This is a genomic window from Nitrosomonas cryotolerans ATCC 49181 (assembly GCF_900143275.1).
GTDB classification, from domain to species: domain Bacteria; phylum Pseudomonadota; class Gammaproteobacteria; order Burkholderiales; family Nitrosomonadaceae; genus Nitrosomonas; species Nitrosomonas cryotolerans.
Window position 1 is genome coordinate 1984644 of the sequence record NZ_FSRO01000001.1, and the last position, 24140, is coordinate 2008783.

Annotated in this window: 23 protein-coding genes and 1 pseudogene; 15 read left to right on the forward strand and 9 right to left on the reverse strand. The window is 42.7% G+C overall.

Annotation, left to right across the window (positions count from 1 at the left end):
- Nucleotides 1-10: 10 nt before the first annotated feature.
- The 4 genes from purH to BUQ89_RS08880 all read right to left on the reverse strand — a co-directional run bounded on the left by purH (nucleotide 11) and on the right by BUQ89_RS08880 (nucleotide 4227).
- Nucleotides 11-1570, reverse strand: a complete 1560-nt coding sequence (purH, locus tag BUQ89_RS08865; protein ID WP_028460583.1) for a bifunctional phosphoribosylaminoimidazolecarboxamide formyltransferase/IMP cyclohydrolase — start codon at nucleotides 1568-1570, stop codon at nucleotides 11-13.
- A 9-nt stretch (nucleotides 1571-1579) separates the two neighbouring features.
- Nucleotides 1580-1822 (reverse strand): helix-turn-helix domain-containing protein, encoded by a 243-nt coding sequence (locus BUQ89_RS08870; protein ID WP_028460582.1) that lies wholly within the window; start codon nucleotides 1820-1822, stop codon nucleotides 1580-1582.
- Complete coding sequence (dusB, locus tag BUQ89_RS08875; protein WP_028460581.1) at nucleotides 1819-2835, reverse strand: tRNA dihydrouridine synthase DusB; 1017 nt, start codon at nucleotides 2833-2835, stop codon at nucleotides 1819-1821. The genes BUQ89_RS08870 and dusB overlap by 4 nt, the downstream gene beginning before the upstream one ends.
- Nucleotides 2836-3030: 195 nt before the next feature.
- Nucleotides 3031-4227 carry an FAD-dependent monooxygenase gene (locus BUQ89_RS08880; protein ID WP_245812961.1) on the reverse strand — a complete coding sequence of 399 codons (1197 nt, stop codon included), beginning with the start codon at nucleotides 4225-4227 and terminating at the stop codon, nucleotides 3031-3033.
- A 428-nt stretch (nucleotides 4228-4655) separates the two neighbouring features.
- On the opposite strand from BUQ89_RS08880, the gene BUQ89_RS08885 reads away from it, so the two are divergent.
- The 3 genes from BUQ89_RS08885 (at nucleotide 4656) to BUQ89_RS08895 (ending at nucleotide 7730) form a co-directional block, all read left to right on the forward strand.
- Nucleotides 4656-5408, forward strand: coding sequence for an ankyrin repeat domain-containing protein (locus tag BUQ89_RS08885; RefSeq protein WP_028460579.1), 753 nt, complete (start codon nucleotides 4656-4658; stop codon nucleotides 5406-5408).
- Between the two features lie 137 nt (nucleotides 5409-5545).
- Nucleotides 5546-6220 (forward strand): tetratricopeptide repeat protein, encoded by a 675-nt coding sequence (locus BUQ89_RS08890; protein ID WP_028460578.1) that lies wholly within the window; start codon nucleotides 5546-5548, stop codon nucleotides 6218-6220.
- Between the two features lie 142 nt (nucleotides 6221-6362).
- Nucleotides 6363-7730 (forward strand): NAD-dependent succinate-semialdehyde dehydrogenase, encoded by a 1368-nt coding sequence (locus BUQ89_RS08895; protein ID WP_028460577.1) that lies wholly within the window; start codon nucleotides 6363-6365, stop codon nucleotides 7728-7730.
- Between the two features lie 148 nt (nucleotides 7731-7878).
- On the opposite strand, the gene flgA is transcribed toward BUQ89_RS08895, so the two are convergent.
- Nucleotides 7879-8583, reverse strand: a complete 705-nt coding sequence (gene flgA / locus BUQ89_RS08900) for a flagellar basal body P-ring formation chaperone FlgA (RefSeq protein WP_245812962.1) — start codon at nucleotides 8581-8583, stop codon at nucleotides 7879-7881.
- Between the two features lie 267 nt (nucleotides 8584-8850).
- Here flgA and flgB point away from each other — a divergent pair, with 267 nt between their 5' ends.
- The 12 genes from flgB (at nucleotide 8851) to BUQ89_RS08960 (ending at nucleotide 20220) form a co-directional block, all read left to right on the forward strand.
- Nucleotides 8851-9252 (forward strand): flagellar basal body rod protein FlgB, encoded by a 402-nt coding sequence (gene flgB, locus BUQ89_RS08905; RefSeq protein WP_028460575.1) that lies wholly within the window; start codon nucleotides 8851-8853, stop codon nucleotides 9250-9252.
- A gap of 5 nt (nucleotides 9253-9257) precedes the next feature.
- The gene (gene flgC, locus BUQ89_RS08910; protein ID WP_028460574.1) at nucleotides 9258-9662 is read left to right on the forward strand and encodes a flagellar basal body rod protein FlgC; all 405 of its coding nucleotides are present in this window, start codon (nucleotides 9258-9260) and stop codon (nucleotides 9660-9662) included.
- An 11-nt stretch (nucleotides 9663-9673) separates the two neighbouring features.
- The gene (locus BUQ89_RS08915) at nucleotides 9674-10342 is read left to right on the forward strand and encodes a flagellar hook assembly protein FlgD (RefSeq protein ID WP_028460573.1); all 669 of its coding nucleotides are present in this window, start codon (nucleotides 9674-9676) and stop codon (nucleotides 10340-10342) included.
- Nucleotides 10343-10354: 12 nt separating this feature from the next.
- Entirely contained in the window at nucleotides 10355-11620 is a 1266-nt protein-coding gene (gene flgE / locus BUQ89_RS08920; protein WP_028460572.1) for a flagellar hook protein FlgE, read from the forward strand.
- A 73-nt stretch (nucleotides 11621-11693) separates the two neighbouring features.
- A complete protein-coding gene (gene flgF, locus BUQ89_RS08925; RefSeq protein WP_028460571.1) occupies nucleotides 11694-12437 on the forward strand; it encodes a flagellar basal-body rod protein FlgF in 744 nt (247 codons plus the stop codon).
- A gap of 55 nt (nucleotides 12438-12492) precedes the next feature.
- Nucleotides 12493-13275 (forward strand): flagellar basal-body rod protein FlgG, encoded by a 783-nt coding sequence (gene flgG, locus BUQ89_RS08930; RefSeq protein ID WP_028460570.1) that lies wholly within the window; start codon nucleotides 12493-12495, stop codon nucleotides 13273-13275.
- 16 nt (nucleotides 13276-13291) lie between these two features.
- The gene (locus tag BUQ89_RS08935) at nucleotides 13292-13999 is read left to right on the forward strand and encodes a flagellar basal body L-ring protein FlgH (protein ID WP_036572290.1); all 708 of its coding nucleotides are present in this window, start codon (nucleotides 13292-13294) and stop codon (nucleotides 13997-13999) included.
- A 13-nt stretch (nucleotides 14000-14012) separates the two neighbouring features.
- Nucleotides 14013-15152: a flagellar basal body P-ring protein FlgI gene (locus BUQ89_RS08940; protein WP_051537465.1), complete on the forward strand. Its 1140-nt coding sequence runs from the start codon at nucleotides 14013-14015 to the stop codon at nucleotides 15150-15152.
- A 19-nt stretch (nucleotides 15153-15171) separates the two neighbouring features.
- Nucleotides 15172-16170 carry a flagellar assembly peptidoglycan hydrolase FlgJ gene (gene flgJ, locus BUQ89_RS08945; protein ID WP_028460567.1) on the forward strand — a complete coding sequence of 333 codons (999 nt, stop codon included), beginning with the start codon at nucleotides 15172-15174 and terminating at the stop codon, nucleotides 16168-16170.
- Between the two features lie 231 nt (nucleotides 16171-16401).
- Entirely contained in the window at nucleotides 16402-18321 is a 1920-nt protein-coding gene (flgK, locus tag BUQ89_RS08950; protein ID WP_028460566.1) for a flagellar hook-associated protein FlgK, read from the forward strand.
- A gap of 26 nt (nucleotides 18322-18347) precedes the next feature.
- On the forward strand, nucleotides 18348-19556 hold the full coding sequence (flgL, locus tag BUQ89_RS08955; protein ID WP_028460565.1) for a flagellar hook-associated protein FlgL: 1209 nt from the start codon (nucleotides 18348-18350) through the stop codon (nucleotides 19554-19556).
- A gap of 211 nt (nucleotides 19557-19767) precedes the next feature.
- Nucleotides 19768-20220 (forward strand): hypothetical protein, encoded by a 453-nt coding sequence (locus BUQ89_RS08960; protein WP_028460564.1) that lies wholly within the window; start codon nucleotides 19768-19770, stop codon nucleotides 20218-20220.
- Nucleotides 20221-20277: 57 nt separating this feature from the next.
- Here the strand turns inward: BUQ89_RS08960 and lpdA are convergent, their stop codons facing one another.
- From lpdA to pdxJ, 4 genes and pseudogenes are all read right to left on the reverse strand, one after another.
- Complete coding sequence (gene lpdA, locus BUQ89_RS08965) at nucleotides 20278-21738, reverse strand: dihydrolipoyl dehydrogenase (protein ID WP_028460563.1); 1461 nt, start codon at nucleotides 21736-21738, stop codon at nucleotides 20278-20280.
- A gap of 269 nt (nucleotides 21739-22007) precedes the next feature.
- Nucleotides 22008-23035, reverse strand: a pseudogene (gene nagZ, locus BUQ89_RS08970) (beta-N-acetylhexosaminidase).
- 2 nt (nucleotides 23036-23037) lie between these two features.
- Nucleotides 23038-23415 (reverse strand): holo-ACP synthase, encoded by a 378-nt coding sequence (gene acpS / locus BUQ89_RS08975; RefSeq protein WP_028460561.1) that lies wholly within the window; start codon nucleotides 23413-23415, stop codon nucleotides 23038-23040.
- Nucleotides 23415-24137, reverse strand: coding sequence for a pyridoxine 5'-phosphate synthase (gene pdxJ, locus BUQ89_RS08980; protein ID WP_028460560.1), 723 nt, complete (start codon nucleotides 24135-24137; stop codon nucleotides 23415-23417). The genes acpS and pdxJ overlap by 1 nt, the downstream gene beginning before the upstream one ends.
- Nucleotides 24138-24140: the final 3 nt, after the last annotated feature.

Genomic DNA, 24140 nt, shown 5'->3' on the forward strand with positions numbered 1-24140 from the left:
TGATGAGTTATTAATGCCGGAAATGTCGAATACCTGAAAATACCATCGTAACATTCTGTTCATCTGCAGCCGCAATGACTTCCGCATCACGAACACTGCCACCGGGCTGAATAACCGCTTTGGCACCTGCCTGTACCACTACATCCAGTCCATCTCGGAAAGGAAAAAAAGCATCTGATGCGACTACCGAATTTGTTAGCGTGAACCCGGCTTGTTGGGCTTTAATTGAAGCGATGCGTGCACTGTCTACTCGGCTCATTTGACCCGCGCCGATACCCAGCGTCTGCCCGTTGGCGCTGAAAACGATAGCGTTAGATTTAATGAATTTAGCAACACGCCATGCAAATAACAAATCTTCCAATTGTTGAGAAGTGGGTTGTTTTTTTGTGACTACTTTCAGTTCATTGAGGGTAATATTGTGATTGTCGGGTGTTTGCACCAATAATCCACCGCCGACCCGTTTTAAATCAAATTGATTTTGTCCACTTTGCACTGGCAAGCTGAGAATGCGTATATTCGGCTTTTGAGCGAGCACCTGAATAGCCTCGTTCGTTATTTCAGGGGCAATGATTACTTCGACGAATTGCTTAATAATCGCTTCAGCTGTTACTTTATCCAAGGTTCGATTAAAAGCAATAATGCCACCAAAAGCGGAGGTTTGATCCGTGGCGAATGCATGCTGATATGCAGTCAATAAGGTATCTGCTATGGCCACACCACATGGATTTGCGTGCTTGACAATAACGCAGGCCGGTTCATTAAAAGTCTTGACACATTCCCATGCTGCATCTGTATCTGCAATATTATTATATGAGAGTGCTTTTCCCTGTATCTGTGTGTAATCGGCAAGACCGCCAGGAACAGGTGTTTGATCACGATAAAAAGCAGCTTCCTGATGTGGATTCTCACCGTAGCGCAAATGCTGTGCCATGTGGAAGTTAAGATTGAGATATTCGGGAAACACGTTTGCTTGCTTATGAACATCAATGGCGGTAAGGTAATTACTGATGATGCTGTCGTAGGCTGCGGTGTGAGAGAATGCTTTTTGTGCCAGCTGGAAACGATACGCGGATGAAACCATCCCATTATTTGATTCTATCTCTGTCAATAATGAAGCGTAATCCTCTGGATCAGTCAGTACTGTGACGTGTTGATAGTTCTTCGCTGCAGCCCGTATTAATGTTGGACCACCAATATCGATATTTTCGATTGCCTCTTCGAGACTGCAATTCGGTTTTGCAATAGTTTGGCTGAATGGATAAAGATTGACAATGACTAATTCAATTCCTGAAATGGCGGCTTTCTCTAACGCCTGTTTATGTTCAGGTAAATCAGGGCGTGCCAGAATACCTGCATGAATGATCGGGTGTAGCGTCTTGACACGTCCGTCCAGCATTTCCGGGAAACCGGTATAATCACTGACTTCAATGACGGCTATACCCGCATCTTGTAATAGTTTGGCAGTACCCCCGGTGGAAAGAATAATGATTCCAAGCTGACTGAGTTTTTGTGCTAGATCAACGATGCCTGTTTTATCGGAAACACTTATAAGTGCTTGTTTTATAGTCATTTTATAACCTTATTTAATTTGATACTGCTTTATCTTATTACGGAGGGTATTGCGATTGATGCCGAGTAACTCAGCAGCCTGGGTTTGATTTCCGCAGGTATGTTGCATGACCACTTCAATCATGGGTTTTTCTACGGACTGTATGACCATTCCATGAATAGAGCTGGGTTTTTCACCCTCCAGATCATTCAGATAATTATTTAAAGCCTTACGTACGCAGGATGCGATCTCATTTTCATTGATTGCATTCATACCGTTGCCATTCCTTCACTTGTCATATAGCTCAGTCGTGATCCATGATCGGTTAACTCGGTAAAAAATACATCGGTAGCTAATATTTGTTGTTCACAAGTCTGTAATTGATTCATGGTATGACGAAATACGGCAGAGCCAATCAGCCCTTTGGTATACCAGGAAATATGTTTACGTGCGACACGAACACCTGAATATTCGCCATAGAAATGGTAAAGATCGTTTAAATGGTTAATAAGTACGTGATGAATTTCAGTTATCTTTGGTGGAAGTAAATGTTTTCCAGTAGTAAGATAATGATTAATTTCACGGAAAATCCAAGGTCTGCCTTGTGCAGCGCGGCCTATCATGATGGCATCGACTCCCGTATATTCAAATATTTGCTTGGCTTTTTCGGGTGTTGTGATATCGCCATTAGCGATTACAGGAATCTTGACCGCAGCTTTTACAGCTGCAATCGTGTCATATTCAGCTTGACCTCCGTATGCACAGGCGCGCGTACGCCCATGAATGGCAAGCGCTTGTATCCCTGTTTTTTCAGCAATTTTTGCTATAGAGAGCGCATTTTTATGTTGTGTATCCCAGCCGGTGCGAATTTTAAGCGTAACAGGAATATTGACTGCATTTACTACTGCCTCGAGTATTTTTTTTACTAATACTTCGTCGCGTAATAGCGCAGAGCCGGCCATAACATTACAGATTTTTTTTGCTGGACAGCCCATATTAATATCGATAATTTGCGCCCCTTGATCCATGTTATAGCGGGCTGCGGCAGCCATCATTTCAGGGTCAGCCCCTGCAATCTGTACTGAGATTGGCGAAACCTCACCTACGTGATTGGCGCGTCGTCGGGTTTTTTCTGAACCCCATAGTAATGAATTACTCGATACCATTTCTGAAACAGCCATACCTGCACCCATCGTTTTACACAGCTGCCGAAAGGGACGATCGGTGACGCCCGCCATAGGCGCAACAATCAGGTTATTTTTGAGAATATGAGTGCCTATTTGCATGATGCTGAAATATATAGTGTGATAAATAAAATAGAAAAAAACATGACAGGGAAACGATAAGATTTTAACCCTGTGATTCCCGTATAAAAAATGTTAATAATACAAAGAAATGAAACACATGTTTTAATGAGTTTTTTCTGGAATGACCAATTTATTTACTGTTTTGACAAAGAGATTTGTTTAAGATCCTGAAGATTAGTTTCTGGCGCCAAATATCATACGACGCGCAACAAATTGTTTTAACGGGGGCAAACAGTCCAGTGCGCTGAGCCCTAAGCCACAGGTATTTCTTATCAAAGCATGATTATTGGAAAAAAGTTTTACCAGAGAGTCTGTAAAAATTCGTCCTGCGTTACTATCTATTTGACGTCGCTGACGATACTTGGAAAGCATTATAGGTGTGCCTATTTCATTCATGTCAGTTATTGATGTCAGAATTTCACTACCCAGTCCCCATGCATCCCGTAATCCGAGATTTAAACCTTGCCCCGCAACAGGATGCAGCGTTTGCGCTGCATTTCCTATTAGTGCGATCCGTCGAGATGTAATGGGTGTGGCATATCGAAGCGAAAGTGGAAATCCTGATCGCTTGCCAGCTTGAGTGAATTCACCCAGTCGGTCACCAAAATGGCTGTGCAGCAATGTGAGGAATTTGGCATCATCCAGTGCAAGTACTTCTTTTGCTACCAATGGCGTGAGGGTCCATACTAAAGAGAATCCATCCTCTGAAGGCAGTAACGCAATAGGGCCACTCGGCGTGAAACGCTCATAAGCGACGCCAGATTGTGATGTTTTTGCCTTGATATTTGCAACAATGGCCCATTGTTGATAATCATGGGTAGAGTAAGATATATCCTCGATTCGTTCGGCAAGGCGGCCACCGTCAGCGAAAACCAGTAGTTTTGTATTGACTTTCTTTTCTTCTTTGCCGTAGTGAAATTGCACCTGCCCTCGATCATCACTTATCTCGAAGTGCGTTACATTGATGCCTGCGAGATAATCTGCCTGATAGTCTTGCAACGTTTCATACATCGTACGAAATAGATCATGATAGTTAACTACATATCCGAGTGCAGGGACAGCTGCGTCACGGGTGGTCAGTATTGTCCTACCGAAACATCCCCGGTTAGAGATATGAATGGTCGTAATTGGTGTCGTATCAGGCAGCTTTTCCCATACACCCAGGCGCTGTAGAATCAAGCGGCTGCCATGTGCCAGTGCGAGTGGACGTGGATCCGGAGCTTGCTTGGGCAAACCACGTGCCTCGAGTAATAACGTAGAGATCCCGCTATTTCGTAGAATAAGCGCTAATGCCATGCCTACTGGGCCACCACCGATAATTGTAATGTCGTAATAGTCAGTAGTCATCGCGTTTGTTTGATAGGCCTTCATAGATTAATCTCTGGAAATTCTCAGAAAAAATAACCGAAATTATTTGCTAAAATAAATTGCTATATAAAGCCCTGCTGAAGCTAATAAGCTTATAAGGTCTAAGGACAAAAGCAGGATTATGCCTATTATTGTGGGCTGTTTTTTGTTAATCTAATCAGTCTATCTTAAGCCCACCGTACGCCTCTTGTATTGGAAGAATTTTATTCTTAATATCGCTTTTCACTTACGAGGATAGCACAGGTCGTAGGGAGAGGGAATGAGATGATCATCGTACGTTAATAGTTCCTAATGGCGCGATGGCATAATACACGCATGAAATATTAATATTGGTATCATTTTTAATAAATGTTGGCGTGGTTTATTTGAACTTGGTCGGCTAGACCTATCTAATATTCGTTTGGAATATTATTTTAGGAAGGAGCACTTAAATGATAAGGGTACAGAAATATACATTTGTTTTAAGTTTGTTATTGGTGTTGGCTTATTTCTCAACAAATGGATGGGCCGATATAAAAAATAATGATCTTGCAATTGCAGCGGGGAAAGGAAATCTTAGACTAGTCAAGGCATTGCTTGATACTCAAGAGATCGAAGATGCTGAACGAAATGCTGCATTAATCGCAGCGATTAAAAAGGGTAGCAAATCGATCGTACAAATTCTGTTGCACACTGGAGCCGACGCCAATGCTCGATCAAAAAACGACTATACTGCTTTGATGCTGGCTTCGCAAGATGGGCGACATCAAATGGTCGAAGCTTTGCTTGCCGCTGGTGCTGAAGTAAATGCAACAGCAGAGAATAATACAACCGCATTAATGCTGGCTTCTGAAAAAAACCGACAGCAGGCTGTATCGATACTACTTGCCATGAAAGCAGATATCAATGTAACCAGAGAAGACGGTATGACCGCATTGATGCTGGCGTCACAGGAAGGTCATCAACAGATAATACAAGCATTGTTGAATGCAGGCGCGGACTCTAATGCTGTGTTAGAGAATGGCGCGACTGCATTGATGCTGGCTGCTCAACATGGCCATCAAGGCGCGATTTATTCATTATTAGCAGGCGGTGCAGCGGTGAATGCCCAAGCACAAAATGGGATGACCGCTTTAATGCTGGCAACCATGTACCAGCATAGAGAAGCGATGCAGTTACTTAAAAAAGCGGGTGCCGACCAGTGAACATAGGATCCCCATCTTCATGTATAGCTATATTCAGTTTAAATATTTGATCGTTTGTAAATGATATTTTCGGGCCTGATGTAATAATGACCATGCTGAATTAATTTAATTAAAAAAAGAAATAGAGGAAAAACGAAATGAATGTTCTTGTTGTCTCATTGCTTGCTGTACCACTATTAATACTGACTGGTTGTGGAGAGGAAGCACTCAATGATAAATCTAAAACGGAGGCACCTATGATGCTGATGGATGAGTTTACATCTATTGATGAGCTGCCATCCGTACTGGAAGAGGGGTTGACGCCGGAAGAAAAAGCAGAATTGAGAGAAAAGATATTACCTTCTGGATCGGCAGATGAATTGGCTGCTGAAGAAAAATTCAAACAATTACTGGAAGAAGCAAGAACGGGAGATGCCAAAGCACAGAACGGCTTGGGTGTCATGTATTATACAGGCGAAGCAATTTCCAAGAATGGGGCAGGCCAAATATTGGAAAATGACCCGGAACTGGCTGCAGGCTGGTTTTTCAGAGCAGCGGAGCAAGGATATGCCGATGCGCAATTTAATTTGGGCCTGATGTATGCAAATGGTGAAGGTGTTTCTCAAGACACGGCTAAAGCTGTGGAGTTATTTCAGAACGCAGCAGATCAAGGACATGTTGATGCCCAAAATAATCTGGGTGCGCTGTATTATACGGGAGAAGGCGTTGCCCGAGATGTAGATGAGGCTATTCACTGGTTTGAGAAAGCGGCTGCACAGGGAAATCTTGATGCGCAAGCTAATCTGGACGCAATTAGATCGATGAATAATTAAACAGGCCTTGGTTTTTGATCAGCGTAATTCTCCATCAGTAGTGGTGTACTGCGTAATGTTTTGAGGATAGATTGTAATCACCCTGGGGCTGATATCTCGATGCGTGGCTCAGGAGAGGGTACGATATGAGACAAATTAAAATATGGCAATCATTCATGCAACTAATCCTGCAACTGGCGAAAAAATAAAATGCTATGATTTATTTTCTCATGATGCGGTAGAGGCTGTTCTTGATAATTCGGCACGATCAAGATCGGAGTGGGCGAGTCTATCACTCGATGGGCGTACCGTATTATTACGGTCTCTGGCCAATGTATTACGCACTCAGAAGAAAAACCTTGCTGAATTAATTACATCTGAAATGGGAAAGCTGATTGGCGAGGCTCAATCTGAAATTGACAAATGTGCCTGGGTATGCGACTACTACGCGGATAAAGGCCAGCAATTTCTTGCGGATACACCAATCGAATCTGATGCCAGTTATAGCTATATTGCTTATCAGCCATTAGGCACAATACTGGCTATCATGCCTTGGAACTTTCCTTTCTGGCAGGTGTTTCGTTGTGCAGTACCTGCACTCATGGCGGGTAATAATATTCTATTGAAACATGCGTCTAATGTACCGGGTTGCGCGCTGGCGCTGGAACAATTATTTCAGACGGCCGGTTTTCCATCTCATATTTTTTCAAGCTTGCTCATTTCCTCTAATCAAGTTGAAGCGATTATTGCGGATAAACGTATTCATGCGGTCAGCTTAACCGGTTCCGAGAAGGCTGGCCGGAGCGTGGCCGCTACTGCGGGGCAATATCTAAAGAAAACGGTACTCGAACTGGGTGGATCTGATGCATTTGTCGCGCTTGAAGATGCAGATATGGATGAAACCGTGATGGCAGCGATTCAGTCCCGCTTTCTTAACAGCGGTCAGAGTTGTATTGCTGCAAAACGGTTTATTGTGCTTAATTCAGTTGCAGATGAATTTATCGAAAGACTGCATATGGCCATCGAAAAACGGCAGGTGGGAGATCCATTGAATCCCGAGACAACACTTGCGCCTATGGCGCGTGAAGACTTGCGCGATATACTGCATCAACAGGTAAGCGGCAGTATTGATCAGGGTGCAGTGAAAGTAACGGGTGGCAAGATTCCATGCAGACCGGGTTGGTTTTATGCCGCTACGCTGCTTGATCATGTTAAGCCTGGGATGCCTGCTTATGATGAAGAAGTATTTGGCCCTGTCGCAGTTGTGATACGTGCAACAGATGAGCAGGCCGCATTGCGTATTGCCAATGATACAAGATTCGGCCTTGGCGGTAGTGTCTGGACCAAAGACGCGCAAAAAGGAGAGAACTTTGCACGTGCGATGGATTGTGGATGCGTTTACGTTAATGGTATGGTTAAAAGCGATCCACGTCTTCCTTTTGGTGGTATTAAACATTCAGGTTACGGCAGGGAACTGTCATTACTGGGTATTCGCGAATTTATGAATGCAAAAACAATTTGGATAAAGTAGCCATCCTGTAGCCAAATACACCGTAATGTTATAATTTTTTCTGTAGTTTTAGTAGATCCGGAGTGGGCTGTCAGCTCTACTCTGAGAAATGTGCTTCTTTTCTCCCGATTCAGGCTGATTTTGATGTCATCAAAAATGCCTTGTCAATTTACGGTTGTACTTGCACAATTGAATTGTCGCGAGCTATGCCACTAATAACACGTCCAGACTCATTGCGGACCTGAACAATTTTTCCTTCAGCAGCATCGGCAAGTGCCTGGCCTTCAGAACTGATATTAAATCCGTGGCCCTGAATGTGTAACTTTACTTTTTGTCCGCGTAATATGACATAAGGTGCGCGCAGCATATGTTGGCGTAATGGTTGACCAGAGGTGAGGTTAGTTCGGGGTATTTGACCGATAGCCTGCATTACGTCCGTTAAAACGCCTTCGGGCATCTGAACTAGATTGACTTTCTGTAGCACGATATCATGTAGTGAGATGGGGCGGCCCTGAGTAATGGGTTGTGCTGCATGAAGAACATCCGCCATGATTTTAATATCAGCCTGCACATAGATTGTCCAGGGCGTTTGACTATTACAACGGACTCCGATTGAAGTTTTTCCCCATAATCTCCCTCCTGTTGGAATGAAGGGCTCCATCTCCGGACACTGAGGTAATGTAATGCGTGAATCAATCTTACTCAAATGCACGATGATCTGTCCGGACAGATCAGTCGCTTTATTATAAATAAAATTTTCCACTGCTTTCAAAATCAAGGGTGTTTCCTGGAATTGCAAGGAGCGCTTATGTTCTGCCGCAGATAATGGGATAGCAGAACCTGCCAATTGAAGCAGACTGAAACTGATTATCAAGATACGTTTCATAAATGGCGATTTATCTAATTAATGGTTTGGATTTACGGCTGTTGGTCTGGTTGCTGACCAATAATTGCCGTATACGACGATTATTGGTATCGCACCATGACATGGTATTCACAAAAGAAAGTACGCATAGTTGAAGATAGCGGCTATTTTAAGGCTTATTCGTCAGATCATTTGTTATGTATAAAGAATAATATGCGGCGTATTAGATGCTTAACGATAAGTAGAGTCATTCATTTATCATTTAAGGATACGCGTATGATCAATAAGCTTAATAACACACTGAGTTTTCATCACCAGACATTAAATCTTAGAACAACCCGGCAAGAATTATTATCCAGCAATATTGCTAACGCAGATACGCCAAACTTTAAAGCACAAGATATTGATTTCTCCAGGACGTTACGAGAAACGTTGTCATCAAAGAATATGAAGCCAGGCCTGGCGACAACCTCTCCAGCACATATTCATTCAGACTCCGGAAATATATCCGCTGCCCAGATACTATACCGGGTTCCCCAGCAGCCCAGTGCAGATGGAAATACGGTTGATATGGATACAGAGCGTACTAGATTTGCCGATAATTCAATTAAGTATGATGCCAGTCTGACATTTATAAGTGGTCAAATCAAATCTTTATTATCCGCTATCAAGGAGTAATCCGTATGTCGTTATTCAAGGTATTTGATATTGCTAGTTCAGCAATGGCTGCACAGTCTCAGCGACTGAATGTGGTGGCCAGCAATCTATCCAATGCTGACAGTGTAACCAGCTCTACGGGTGAGCCTTATCGCGGCCGCCAGGTCGTTTTCAGTACACTCAAAACAGCCACCAATGGCGCTAGCGGTGTCAAGGTGGCCGGCGTTATTCACGATCCATCGCCGATGAAACAGGTTTATGAGCCCAATCATCCGTTAGCTAATAAAGAAGGTTATGTAACGATGCCGAATGTCAATGTTGTGGATGAGATGGTTAATATGATGTCTGCATCACGCTCATATCAGAATAGTGTAGATATGATGAATACAACTAAGGCTCTGTTGCAGAAGACACTGACAATTGGCCAATAAAAGGATAAACAATGAATTCAATCCAGGATTCTAGTGTCTCGCCGTTACTTGCTTCGGGTAATTCTGCGGCTACTTCGGTTAAACAAGATACCGATAATCCGCAAGACCGATTTCTGAAATTATTGGTCACACAAATGCAGAATCAGGATCCACTTAATCCGCTTGATAATGCCGAAGTCACTAGTCAATTAGCGCAAATCAGCACAGTGACTGGTATTGATAAGCTCAATGCCACACTTCAATTATTGGTCTCTGATTTTGAAGAAAACCGTTCTATGGAGGCTGCTGCGATGATTGGACGTAGCGTTCTGGTTCCTGGAACCTCGATGACATATGAAAATAATACAGCTGTAGCGGGTGTGGACTTACCTCAAGCGGTGGATCAACTGACCGTCACGATTATGGACGGTGCCGGCGTTGCCGTACGCAATCTAGACATTGGGCCTCAATCAAAAGGCGTGAGTACTTTTGTCTGGGATGGAATCACGAGTAGCGGTGCTGCTGCGGCCAATGGCAATTACAGTTTTTCAGTAAGTGCCAGGCAAGGTGATCGGGATATCGCTGCAGATACACTTGCGGTTGGTTCGGTGAATAGTGTATCGCCCGGTATGCACGGTGCAGTATTGGATGTTGGCGAATTGGGACTTGTTGAATTGGCAAATATTAAGCAAATATTTTAATAAGGGGAAATCATGGGTTTTCAGCATGGATTAAGTGGGATTAGTGCGGCGGCGGCCAATCTGGATGTTATTGGTAACAATATAGCGAATACCAATACGGTTGGATTTAAGCAATCTCAGGCTCAATTTAGTGAAGTATTTGCCAATTCACTGAGCACGAGTAATAGGCAGGCTGGTATGGGTACTGAGGTGTCAACGATAGCTCAACAATTTACCCAGGGAAATATTAGTACGACTGATAATCCACTGGATATTGCAATTAATGGCAAAGGTTTCTTTCGTATGAGTGATGCGGGTAATATCAGTTATAGTCGTAACGGTCAATTTCATGTTGATAGTGCGGGTTTTATTGTTAATGCGAATAACCTGAATCTTACAGGGTTTATGGCAGATCCCGCTGGCAAGATTACGGCGGCCACGCCAACCAACTTAAAGCTAACTACTGCGAATTTGGCTCCTCAAGCTACAAGCTCCTTTACCAGCGAACTGAATCTTGATTCACGTACGCCCGTATCCGTCCCCATTTCGGCTTTTGATGCGACTGATCCGACTACCTATGCAAGTACAACTTCAGGTTCAATTTTTGATAGTTTAGGCAATTCACATATATTTTCATTATTCTTTCAAAAAAATGATACTAATTCATGGAATGCCTATGCAACGGTGGATGGCGCGATGGATGGCGCGATGGATGAAGATAGTGGTCTGCCGATCAGTATTAAACTGGGTGGTGCGGAGGGTGAGCCTCAAAAATTTACTTTTGATAAGGATGGTGTGTTAACTACGCCTGACAAACCCGTGGACGTGTTTGTTACGCTTGCTAATGATACGGTCTCTCCTTTGAAGTTTAAACTGGATCTTACCAAAGCAACTCAATTTGGCGAAAAATTTAGTGTTAATTCGCTGGTGCAAGATGGCTCTTCCTCAGCTCGTTTAGCCGGATTTTCTGTGTCAGAAGATGGCATGATCAGTGGAAATTATACGAATGGAGCGGTTAGAACACTGGGGCAAACGGTCTTGGCTAACTTCAGTAATCCGCAAGGTCTTGCATCATTAGGAGGTAACCAATGGGCTGAAACGGCAAGTTCCGGACAGGCATTGGTTGGTCCGCCTCAAAGCGGCACATTGGGTAGTCTGCAATCTGCTGCAGTTGAAGACTCAAATGTTAACCTGACGGATGAACTGGTCAATATGATTACTGCGCAACGCGTTTATCAGGCTAATGCTAAATCTATTGAGACTCAGGATGCGGTGCTACAAACATTAGTTAATTTATGAGTGCCAATGATGATGCCGTATTTATAAGAATAATTAATTTTAAATTAATTTGTTATTCAATTAATGGTTGAATATGGATCGCTTAATTTATACAGCCCTGGCGGGCGCAACGCACACACTTAGTCAGCAGGCGACAGTTTCACATAATTTGGCTAATGCAACCACAACGGGTTATCGTGCAGAGGCAAATGCATTTCGTGCCGTACCGATCTTTGGTGATGGCCTGCCGACACGTGCTTTTGTGGTTGATTCCACAACCGGAGCCGATTTTACCCCAGGCCCGATTCAGCAAACAAGCCGTGATTTGGATGTGGCAATAAAAGGGTCAGGATGGATTACAGTACAGCTTGAAAACGGTGATGAGGCATATACTCGCCATGGCAGTTTGCAGATGAGTCCCAGTGGGATTTTGCAAACGCACAATGGAATGAATGTGAAAGGCGATGTTGGCATAATTTCAATCCCCCCTGAAAATCGCATTACCATAGCGAGAGATGGGACGGTTTCAGCTGTACCTACTGTATCTTCACCTAATACGGTTGCAGTTATGGGGCGCATTAAATTGGTCAATCCGCCTGAAGATCAATTGATCAAAGGGAGTGATGGTTTATTTAGGCTAAAAGGAGGAGGGGAAGCCACTGCTGATGCGAACGTGACACTGATTGATGGCGCATTAGAAGGAAGCAATGTCAATCTTGTGCATGAGATGGTCAGTATGATTTCCCTTGCGCGCCAGTTTGATATGCAAATGAAGATACTTGAAAGCGCCGAGCGTAATTCGCAGCAAGCCAGCGAGATTATGGTTTTAAGAGGTTAAACCGAATTCAGCTAATAATTATTTTATTGGATACATTAAATTCTTGAGGTGAAGTATGGTTCGTTCATTATGGATATCAAAAACAGGCCTTGATGCGCAACAGACCAAGATGGACGTCATTGCGAATAATCTGGCGAATGTTAGCACCAATGGCTTTAAGCGTGCCCGTGCCGTTTTTGAAGATTTACTTTACCAGACTATTCGCCAACCTGGCGCCCAGTCTTCGCAACTGACACAATTACCTTCGGGTCTACAGCTAGGCACGGGTGTACGACCGGTGGCTACAGAAAGTATATTCACTCAAGGTAATTTGCAACAAACGGGTAATCCGCGCGATGTCGCTATTCAGGGCGAAGGCTTTTTTCAGGTGTTATTACCGGATGGAACAAGAGCTTATACTCGTGATGGTGCATTTCAGTCAGATATTAATGGTCAGTTTGTAACGTCAAGCGGATTTACCATTCAACCGGATATCACTATTCCACCTAACACTTTGAATATAACAATCGCACGTGATGGTACTGTATCGGCAGTCGTGCCGGGATCAGCATCCCCTATTCAGGTGGGTAATATTCAGCTGGCCAGTTTTATTAACCCAGCCGGATTACAAAGGGTTGGCGAGAATCTTTATCTACAAACGGCTTCAAGCGGTACACCGAATCAAAATGCGCCCGGTACGAATGGTGTCGGGTTACTGAATCAGGGTTTTGTTGAAACTTCAAATGTGAATGTTGTAGAAGAGCTGGTAAGTATGATTCAAACACAACGTGCCTATGAGATTAATTCAAAAGCAATAGAAACTTCAGATCAAATGCTCCAAAGATTATCACAACTTTAATATAAGAATCGAAACAATGGCTGTCAGCACGGGATTGCAGCGCTTATATTCCAGTTTATTTTTATTCGTATTTACAGGTGTGGTGACTGGTTGTGCAATAACGCCGTCTACCGCGATACACCAACCGATCACTTCCCGTCCAGACGCATCGGCTAAGGTCATTGATTCAAATGGCGGTATTTTTCGAACGGCTTACAATGCACAGATTGGGAGCCGTTACATTCCATTATTCGAAGATCGACGTGCGCGCAGCGTAGGGGACACCATAATCGTTGCACTTAACGAAAAAACTAATGCCAGGAAAAGCTCTGGCAGCAATATAGATCGTTCCGGTGGTATTGATTTTTCAATACCAACTGTTGTTGGGCTACCCATAGGTTTCTTACGTGGCACAAGCCTGGAAGCAAATGCTAACAATACCTTTGATGGAAAAGGAGCCAGTTCAAGTAATAATGATTTTACCGGCACCATTACCGTGACAGTGATTGAGGTGTTGCAGAATGGCAATTTACTTGTAAGCGGTGAGAAACAAATTGGTATCAATCACGGACAAGAATTTATCCGCTTGTCGGGCATAATTAACCCTATTAATGTCATAGGCAATACCGTTTCATCAGTACAAGTAGCCGACGCACGTATTGAATATCGAGCCAATGGCTATCTGGATGAAGCGCAGACGATGGGGTGGTTATCCCGATTTTTTCTTACCATTTCACCATTTTAATGACCGATTCATGATGATTACTTCCAGAAATAAGTTTAGCTTGGGTACGTTGCATCATGTAATTGTTTATGGGTTACTTTTTGCCAGTTTATTTTTACCTGGATTAAGTGCGGCTGAACGTATTAAAGATCTGGCTACAATTCAAGGTGTACGTGACAATCAATTGATTGGTTATGGTCTTGTGGTGGGCTTGGATGGTAGTGGTGATCAGACCACGCAAACGCCATTTACGATACAGAGCATTATTAGTATGTTGGGACAATTGGGTGTCAATCTGCCGCCAGGCACCAATATGCAATTGCGCAATGTCGCTGCTGTAATGGTAACAGCGAAATTACCGGCATTTGCCAAACCGGGACAACAAGTTGATGTTACGGTGTCATCAGTTGGTAATGCAAAAAGTTTACGTGGTGGAACACTGCTATTGACTCCTTTGAAAGGGGTGGATAATCAAGTATATGCCATGGCACAGGGTAGTATCCTGGTGGGTGGCGTAGGCGCTGCCGCTGCTGGAAGCAGTGTGCAAATAAATCATCTCAGCGCTGGCCGAATTAGTGGAGGCGCGATTGTTGAACGTTCAGTACCTTCATCACTTGGACAAGGTGATTATATTAATCTTGAACTGAATACGACAGATTTTACAACGGTAAGACGTGTTGTCGATGCGATTAATTCCTTTTCTCCAGGATCGGCTTCTGCGATAGATGGCCGTCTCATTCAAATTCAGGCCCCAGCCAGTAATAATCAGCGAGTAATGTTCATTTCTCAAATTGAAAGTCTCGATGTCGTACCTGCAAAAGGATTGGCGAAGGTTATTGTTAATGCGAGAACCGGATCAATTGTAATGAATCAGGCAGTTACGCTGGAGTCAAGCGCAGTCGCTCATGGTAATTTGTCAATAATTATCAATAATGAACCGATAATTAGTCAACCGGGTCCATTTTCTGGGCGGGGAGAAACCGTGGTTGCTCAACGTGCTCAAGTAGAAATTCGTACTGATGAAGGAAATCTCATGCTGTTACCCAATGGCGCTGATCTGGGTGAAGTGGTCAAGGCATTAACGGCCATTGGTGCTACGCCGCAGGATCTACTGGCAATATTACAAGCTTTAAAGGCGGCGGGATCATTACGTGCCGAGCTAGAAATTATTTAAAATATAACCGATAGATACCATGATTAACTCATATGATATTTCAGGCAAGCTCGCGATTGATACAAAAAATGCTGATAACTTGCGCTTATTAGCAAAGCAAAGTCCGGATCAAGGATTGAAGGAGGCGGCAAAACAGTTTGAGGCGTTATTCATGCACATGATGCTTAAGAGTATGCGTGAGGCAACATCAAAGGACGGGTTATTGGATAGTCAACAGACAGCATTCTATACCCAGATGCTTGATCAGCAGTTAGCGCAAAGTTTATCTTCAAAGGGAATGGGGATTGCCGATATTATGGTGCAGCAGCTGACACGTAAGCTGAGTGAACCGGTTACTCCGGAAACACCTATCTCTAACACTCAAGCTATGCTTGATGTAATTGATTCTGGAGAAAAATTGATATCCATGTCATCTGAGAATCAATCTGGCTTGATTTCTCCCAGTATAAAGACTACTGATGTTTCAAGCTCAATAAAGGAGTCAAATTCCACGGTGCAATCCGCATTGACTGGGTTGGAGCCCGCTGCTTCATTTTCTTCATCCTTAAATCAGCCCGAAGATTTTGTAAGCCTGCTTTTGCCTCATGCAAGGCTGGCAGAACAGGCGACAGGTATTCCCGCTCATTTCATGATCGCGCAGGCAGCGTTAGAAAGTGGTTGGGGCAAACATGAGATTCGTCATGCAGATAATAGCTCAAGCTATAATCTTTTTGGTATTAAAGCCGGGAGGGATTGGAAAGGTGCCGTAGTCGAAACGGTTACTACTGAGTATATCAACGGTGTTCCTCAGAGGGGGATTGAAAAATTCCGTGCTTATAACTCATTTGCAGAAGGATTTCGTGATTATGCCAATTTGCTGTTAAATAATCCGCGATATGCGGCTGTAATCAAAAACCAGGATGCAGCTGCTTTTGCTTACGGCCTACAACAGGCAGGGTATGCTACTGATCCAAAATATGCGGATAAGCTGATACGGATACTTAACAGTAATACCTTTCGTAATCATCTAACAATTTGATCTGTAATATTTTATTTTTATACTGATATAGATCGAGACCTTTGCAAAACCCCGGTAGTTTTAAAATTAACCATTTATAATCAATGGTTAAGAATTTCTGGCGAGGACTTTTGTAAAAGCCTCAGATTGTTAGTTGAATTTAAAAAAAACTGTGACTTTATCCTGTTACTGTCGTTAAACAAAATAGCGGGGGTAGCGTGCAACTCCACATAAAATGAAGGTGAAGAGGCTATGAGTAATAGTATGTTAGGTATTGGAATTTCAGGTCTGAGTACCGCTCAGGCTAATTTACTAACGACTAGTCATAATATCAGCAATGCTGATACGCCAGGATTTAGTCGCCAGCAAGTGGTTCAAAATACCAACAGCCCCCAGCTTACTGCTAATGGTTTCATTGGGCGGGGTGTACAAGCATCTACGGTACAGCGTATTTACAGTGAGTCTCTTGTTAATCAGTCATTGCAAGTACAAACACAAAGTAGTCAGCTCGATAGCCATTATACTCAAATTAAGCAGATTGATAATTTATTGGCGAATCCCGGTTCTGGGCTATCTCCGGCACTACTCAACTTTTTTAATGCTGTACAAGATGTTGCAACGGATTCTGCATTCATTCCTTCGCGGCAAGCAATGCTAAGTAATGCAGAATCTTTAATATCTCGGTTTAATAGTCTGGATCAGCGCTTTACAGAAATTCGCGATCATGTTAATGAACAGATTGCCAGTAGTGTGACAGCGATTAATTCATTATCAAAACAAATCGCAAGCTTAAATCAGAATATACATCTGGCGCAAGGCCAGGCAGGCGGTCAGTCAGCGAATGATTTGTTGGATCAGCGTGACGTGTTGACAAACCAGTTAAGTCAATTAATTAACATAAATCCCGTCCGACAGAGCGATGGTACATTCAATATTTTTATTGGAAATGGTCAGCCATTAGTAGTTGGAACAGAGGATCTGCCTCTCAAGGCAATGCCTTCACCCGAAGATCCCACCGAAATGACTATTGGCCTGGCTACAACAGGCAATAAATTTTCCTTGCTTCCAGAGAATCAAATACAGGGAGGCCGCCTGGGGGGGCTATTGGCTTTTCGTGCGGATACGCTTGATAGTGCACAGAATTCCCTTGGCAGGGTTGCGGTCGGTTTAGCACAGACTTTTAATGCACAGCATCGTCTGGGGCAAGATTTAAATGGCGATATCGGCAGCGATTTCTTTACAGTCTCAGCACCCAAGATAACTTCCGCTATGGGAAATAATCCGACATCTAATATTTCAGCGACAATTAGTGATATCGGCATACTGACTACCAGTGATTATCAATTTACTTTTGATGGTACAGACTATGCTTTGACACGCTTGTCTGATAAGACGTCTAATCGCTCTTCCATACCACCTTCGACTGCGGCACCGCTTGTGCTCGATGGTCTCAGTGTCACAGGAGCAGATATTAATGCTACCGAGAGCTTTTTAATTCAGCCTACCCGTAACGGCGCTAAAAATATAACCCTAAATATTAAAGGCGTATCAGAAGTTGCCGCTGCCACACCAATTCGAACCAATGCTTCGTTATCTAATACCGGAACAGGAACTATCAGTGCAGGTACGGTCAATTCATTGCCGATTGATCCGAATCTCCAGCAACCAGTAATCATTGCGTTTCACACGCCATTTGATGGCCAATTTGATGTAACTGGAACGGGTAAGCATTTGCCCGCCAGCAATCAAATTTTTACTGAAGGTGATGATATCAGCTTCAATGGCTTTACAGTGCAAATAAACGGTAATCCCGATGCCGGCGATACATTCACAGTTGACCCCAATAGTCATGGTTATTCGGATAACCGTAATGCACTTCTGCTGGGAGGATTACAGACTCAAAATACTCTGGCGGGGGGTACTGCAAATTATCAATCAGCATATGGGCAAATAGTGAGTCAAATTGGCAATAAAACCCGTGAACTGGAAGTAACCAGTAAGATGCAGGTTAATTTATTGGGCCAGATGGAACAATCAATACAATCATTATCAGGGGTTAATCTGGATGAAGAGGCTGCTAATTTAATACGCTATCAACAAGCATATCAAGCTTCCAGCAAGATAATCGAGATTAGTAATACGTTGTTTGATACTTTGCTCCGAATTAGCTAATTATGATTAGGAAATAGGTGAATATTATGCGTGTAAGTACGGCGACTATTTTTGATAAGGGAACGAATACACTACTGCAACACCAGGAAACTTTATTTAGAACACAACAACAAGTATCTACTGGCAAGCGCATTCTGACTCCTGCGGATGATCCGGTTGGGGCAGTTCGGGCATTGGCTATTACTCAAGCTGATTCATTAAATACACAATATTCGGCGAACCGAGATAATGCAATGTCATCACTCGGTTTGCTAGAAAATGTTTTGAAGGAAGCAACAACGCTGATTCAGAGTGTTCACACGACTGCTATCACTGCAGGCAACCCGACGCTCTCAGACGCAGACAGAAAGAGTATTGGAATTGAATTGCGTGGTAAATTAAACGCATTAGTTGGCTTGGCAAATAGCAGGGATGGATTAGGGCAATTTCTATTTTCTGGCTTTCAGGGCGACATCAAACCTTTTATTCAGACTAAAGACGGCGTGCAATATAATGGAGATCAGGGACAACGTTTGATTCAAGTCAGTGAAACACGTCAGCTCGCAGTGAATAATTCTGGAGTGGATATCTTTGAACGAATCAAAAATGGTAACGGTGTTTTTACTACGGCGGCTGATACGGATAACAAGGGAAGTGGAATAATTGATGCTGGAACGATTATTACTCCTGCTAGTTTAACGGGTGATAATTATGAGATTATCTTTACGGTCGAAGCCGATGCTACCACATATGATATTTTAGATACGACGACGGATGCTGTCCTTGTAACAGCTAATCCTTACACGAATGGTGATACTATTCAGTTTGATGGCATGAAACTCGGTATTAACGGTGTTCCCGCTAATGGTGATCGGTTTGTTGTATCACCCAGCACCAATCAAAGCTTATTTAAAACTATCAACGATCTACTTGATGTAGTAGAAACACCGGCAAGTATCCCATCTGGTGAGACGAGACTGACAAACGGCTTGAATGCCGCATTACAAAATATAAATCATGGCCTGGACCATATCCTTGCTGTACGTGCATCGGTGGGTGCACGGTTACAGGAAGTCGATGCACTGCGGAATATGGGTGATGATTTGAAAATTCAGTTCCAGCAATCGCTTTCACAGATTCAGGATGTTGATTACGCAGAAGCAATATCTAACCTGACCCAACAAAAACTATATCTCGAAGCAGCGCAAAAGTCATTTATGACAATATCAAATCTATCCTTATTTAACTTATTATAACGATCTATCTGCCCGATAAATACATTATGTTAAATAACGAACGAATCAGTATATTGCTTTATGTATCAGAGCTTGACTCTCGCTGTTAGATGATTATGCATTCACAAAATGTGGTTTTTATAGTTTTGGGGTATACTCCGCTGTTAAATATCTATTATCTATATGTGGATATTTTGTACGACTGTTATTCAGAATAATGAAAGGAGAATTTATGCGTAAAAAAGTAACCAATATTTTATTACTCGTATTAATACAGGCAATATCAGTTTCTGTTTTTGCTGCTGTAGAGCCAACGGTGCCCGTAATAGATGTTGATGAAAAGGTTTCGGAACCACTAGACAGTGGCCTGGGTTGGCAGCTTATGAAATCATTACCAATGGGCAAGTCAGGAAAATCGATTCACATGGTATTGATTAATCATAGTCAATACACTGATAAGACGATTTACAGCGCGGCAATTAATAGATTGTGTCGATCTGAGAAAGAGTTCTGCAGAATTAGATTCTGGAGTAATAAGCGTTTTCTACCAGAAAAAGCTTCTATGACTCCACTTCAATACAAAGAATTAAAAGCTGAGTATACATTCAATAGTGCGGCCGGTATTCTCCAAACACAATGGTCTTGTAGCGTTGATCCTGACAAGAGCCATTGTGTCGAACACTAATAATTATTTTTAATAAAAATAGAAGGGATAAGCAGTTAAACAATTTATTATATTTTATTAAATATGTAACGCTCGCTTATCCACTCCCAATGCGGCTTCATGTAATACTTCCGATAATGAAGGATGCGCATGAACGATGCAGGCAATATCTTGGCTGGTCGCTGAAAATTCCATCGCTGTAACTGCTTCTGAAATGAGTTCTGAAACGTGAGGTCCAATCATGTGAACGCCGAGGATACGATCACTCGTTTCATCTGCCAACACTTTAATAAAACCGTTTGTTTCGCCCATAGCCCGTGCACGCCCATTAGCAATAAAAGGAAATTGGCCTGTTTTATAGTTAATCCCCATTGTTTTTAATTCTTGCTCAGTCTTGCCCACCCATGCGATTTCCGGCGAGGTATATATGACCCATGGGATAGTATCAAGATGAACCTTCTGAGATTCGCCATCTTGCCCTTTCTCTTTTGCTATAATTGCTTCGGCAACCGAGACGCCTTCTTCGGATGCTTTATGCGCTAACATTGGTCCACGTACTACGTCACCAACCGCATAGACGTTTGGTAAATTAGTCTGGCAAAAATGATCAACGATAATATAGCCTCGCTCATCTAGTTTAAGCCCATTTCTCTCTGCTCCTAATCCAGCTGTATTGGGGGTTCGGCCAACTGCAATAATTAGCTTATCAATTTCTAATTTTTGTGGATTATTTCCAGCGTCAGTATATTCCACCAGGATGTCTTTCTTACGAGTATCCACCGCTGTGATCTTGACTCCCGTTTTAATCAATAACCCCGGCTCCTTGCTAAATATTTTTTGTGCCTCTTTTGCTATTTGTTCGTCAGCAGCCATAAGAAACTCAGGAGCCGCTTCAAGAATCGTCACTTCAGAACCCAGCCTTCGCCAAACACTGCCCATCTCTAAACCAATCACCCCCGCTCCGATAACGCCCAGCCGCGAGGGAATTTCAGTTAATGCTAATGCGCCAGCGTTATCCAATATCAGTTTGTTATCTATGGGCGCAATTGGCAGTGGTCGTGGAATCGATCCAGTCGCAAGAATGACGTATCTGGCTTGGACTGTTTTTACTTCATGAGTATCTTTTATTTCAATTTTCCAGGATCGATCATTTTCCTCACGTTTAAGTAATGTCCCCTTGCCATGTATAGATGTTATTTTATTCTTTTTAAACAATGAAGCGATGCCGCTTGTGAACATGGTGACTATTTTGTCTTTACGCGCAATCATGGTAGGAACATCTACCGATACGTCTGCGATCTTAATTCCGTGTGATGAGAATTTGTTTATTGCACGATAAAAATTATCTGAAGATTCCAATAATGCTTTAGATGGAATACAACCAACATTGAGGCAGGTGCCACCAAGACTCGCTTTGCCTTTTTCGTTTTTCCAGTCATCGATACAGACTGCATTAAGACCCAGCTGTGCGCAACGAATCGCGGCCACATAACCGCCAGGACCTGCTCCGATTATGGCTACATCAAAAGATTCAGACATATTAATACCTTATGAAATTTATGATTAAAGTGAACAAATATGAGAGAGAAAAGCCATCATATAAATTGAATTATATAATTGGCAATTATGACATGACGGAAGGAATTAATACTGATACAAAGTAAGCTGTATCCGCTGATGGTATAGAAAATATATTCTGCGGACAGTATCTATAAAGCGATGCTCTATTTCATCATAATACCAGGCTATTATTGCGATTTGAAATGATAGCTGTTAGCGGATTATGCCGTTAGAATGCTTATCCTTCACTATTTGCACTCAATACGACTAATTTTTTTGACTGCTTCAATATAATCAGTATTTTCACGTAATTTATTCATTGAATTAAAACGACGCCTTTCATGTATATGGTTAAGCCGCATAATGCTGGAGGTAGAGGCATTCCACTGCAACTTTGCCAACAACTGATCTGCGGCCTGTGAATCATTACAGGCCAATACCATATCACAACCTGCATTAAGTGAAGCCTGTGCACGCCGATCTATCGTATCGAAATATGCGGCGCCCTGCATACTTAGATCATCGCTAAAAATACAGCCATCAAATCGTAATTTTCTTCGCAAAATATCTTCTAGCCATATGCGGGAAAAACCAGCAGGATATTTATCCACTTTTGGATAAATAATATGTGCTGACATAATACCTGCGAGTCCAAAATCTATCATTTGTCGAAATGGAATTAAGTCACCTGCCTCAATATCAGCATAGGTGCGATTATCAACTGATTCTTCAGCATGTGAATCTGCCTGAATATAGCCATGGCCAGGAAAATGCTTTCCTATTGCTATCATGCCGGCTGATTCTAGACCGGACATGAGATTATGAGCAAGTTCAGTGATTACATATGGGTTATGATGGAAAGCTCTGTCGCCAATAACACCGCTTTGCCCATGATCAGCATCGAGTACTGGCGTGAAGCTAAAATCTATGCCGCAAGCATTTAACTCTGTCGCGATTACATAGCCTATTTGCCACGCTAGGTCTCGTGCATGATCTGGGTGCGTATCCCAAATTCTACCCAGCTCGCGCATGGCTGGTAACGGCGTAAAATCTTTGCGGAAACGTTGTACCCGCCCTCCTTCATGATCTATTGCGATGAATAGGGGGGATTTCTTAAAGCATGTATCTCGGTTGTTAACTTTATTAGTTGTGTATAGGACGAATAGTTACGAGTAAATAGAATGACGCCGCCAGTTAATGGATGCTGGAGTCTCCTTTTATCGCTGGCAGTGAGTTGCGTCCCCGCTATATCGAGCATGACAGGTCCGAGCAACATCGCTATTTTTCCAAAATAACAAAGGCACAAGCCAAACTTATTTCATCGCTGATGGAAAGAAAATGATTCTTAATTCCCTGGTTATTAATTAATCTTTCAAGATCGTCATGAAATTTAAAATAGGGTTTTCCCAGAGAGTCGTGCGTTACCTGAATATAATTAAAATTCACAGGATGCCGTAAACCTGTTCCAATCGCTTTAGAAAAGGCTTCTTTAGCGGCAAAACGGCTTGCCAGAAACATAACCGGTTTGCTGCTACTGCTATATTCAGCGTATTCTAGATCTGTTAATATGCGCTTGATAAAACGTTCCCCATATTTCTCTAAGGAATTTTCAATACGCGCTGGCTCGACCAGGTCGGTTCCAATTCCATAGATCATTAGCATGCCTCAAGAATTAGTGTTTTCATTTCCTGTACCGCTTGCTCAAAGCCAACAAAAATAGAATGAGCAACGATGGCATGACCAATATTAAGTTCAGAAATACCAGTTATCGCTGCAATGGGTTGTACATTCTGATAATGTAATCCATGCCCTGCATTCACTTGCAGCCCTTGATTATTACCATAAATTACTGCTTGATGAATATCAAGCAGCTCTTTTTTTTGTATTTCTTCAGTTTTAGCATCGGCATAACAGCCCGTATGAATCTCAATGGCTGGCGCGCCAGTTCTTGCGGCCGCATCAATTTGTGCTTGATCGGCATTAATAAATAATGAGACACGAATATCTGCTGCAGCCAATCGACTACAGGCACGCTTCACTTGCTCAAAATGTCTGATTACGTCAAGACCGCCTTCTGTTGTTAATTCTTCTCGTCGTTCTGGAACCAGGCAAACATCATGCGGTTTAATATAGAGTGCAAAATTGATCATCTCATCGGTTACTGCACTCTCCAGGTTCATACGGGTTTTAAGCATACCTCGCAAGATCTCAACATCTCTGTCTTGAATATGACGTCGATCTTCACGTAAATGTAATGTGATTGCATCTGCACCAGCAGATTCTGCAATCAATGCAACATCAACCGGGCTAGGATATGTCGTGCCGCGGGCTTGCCTTAAAGTTGCAACATGGTCAATATTGACACCCAACTTAATCATAAT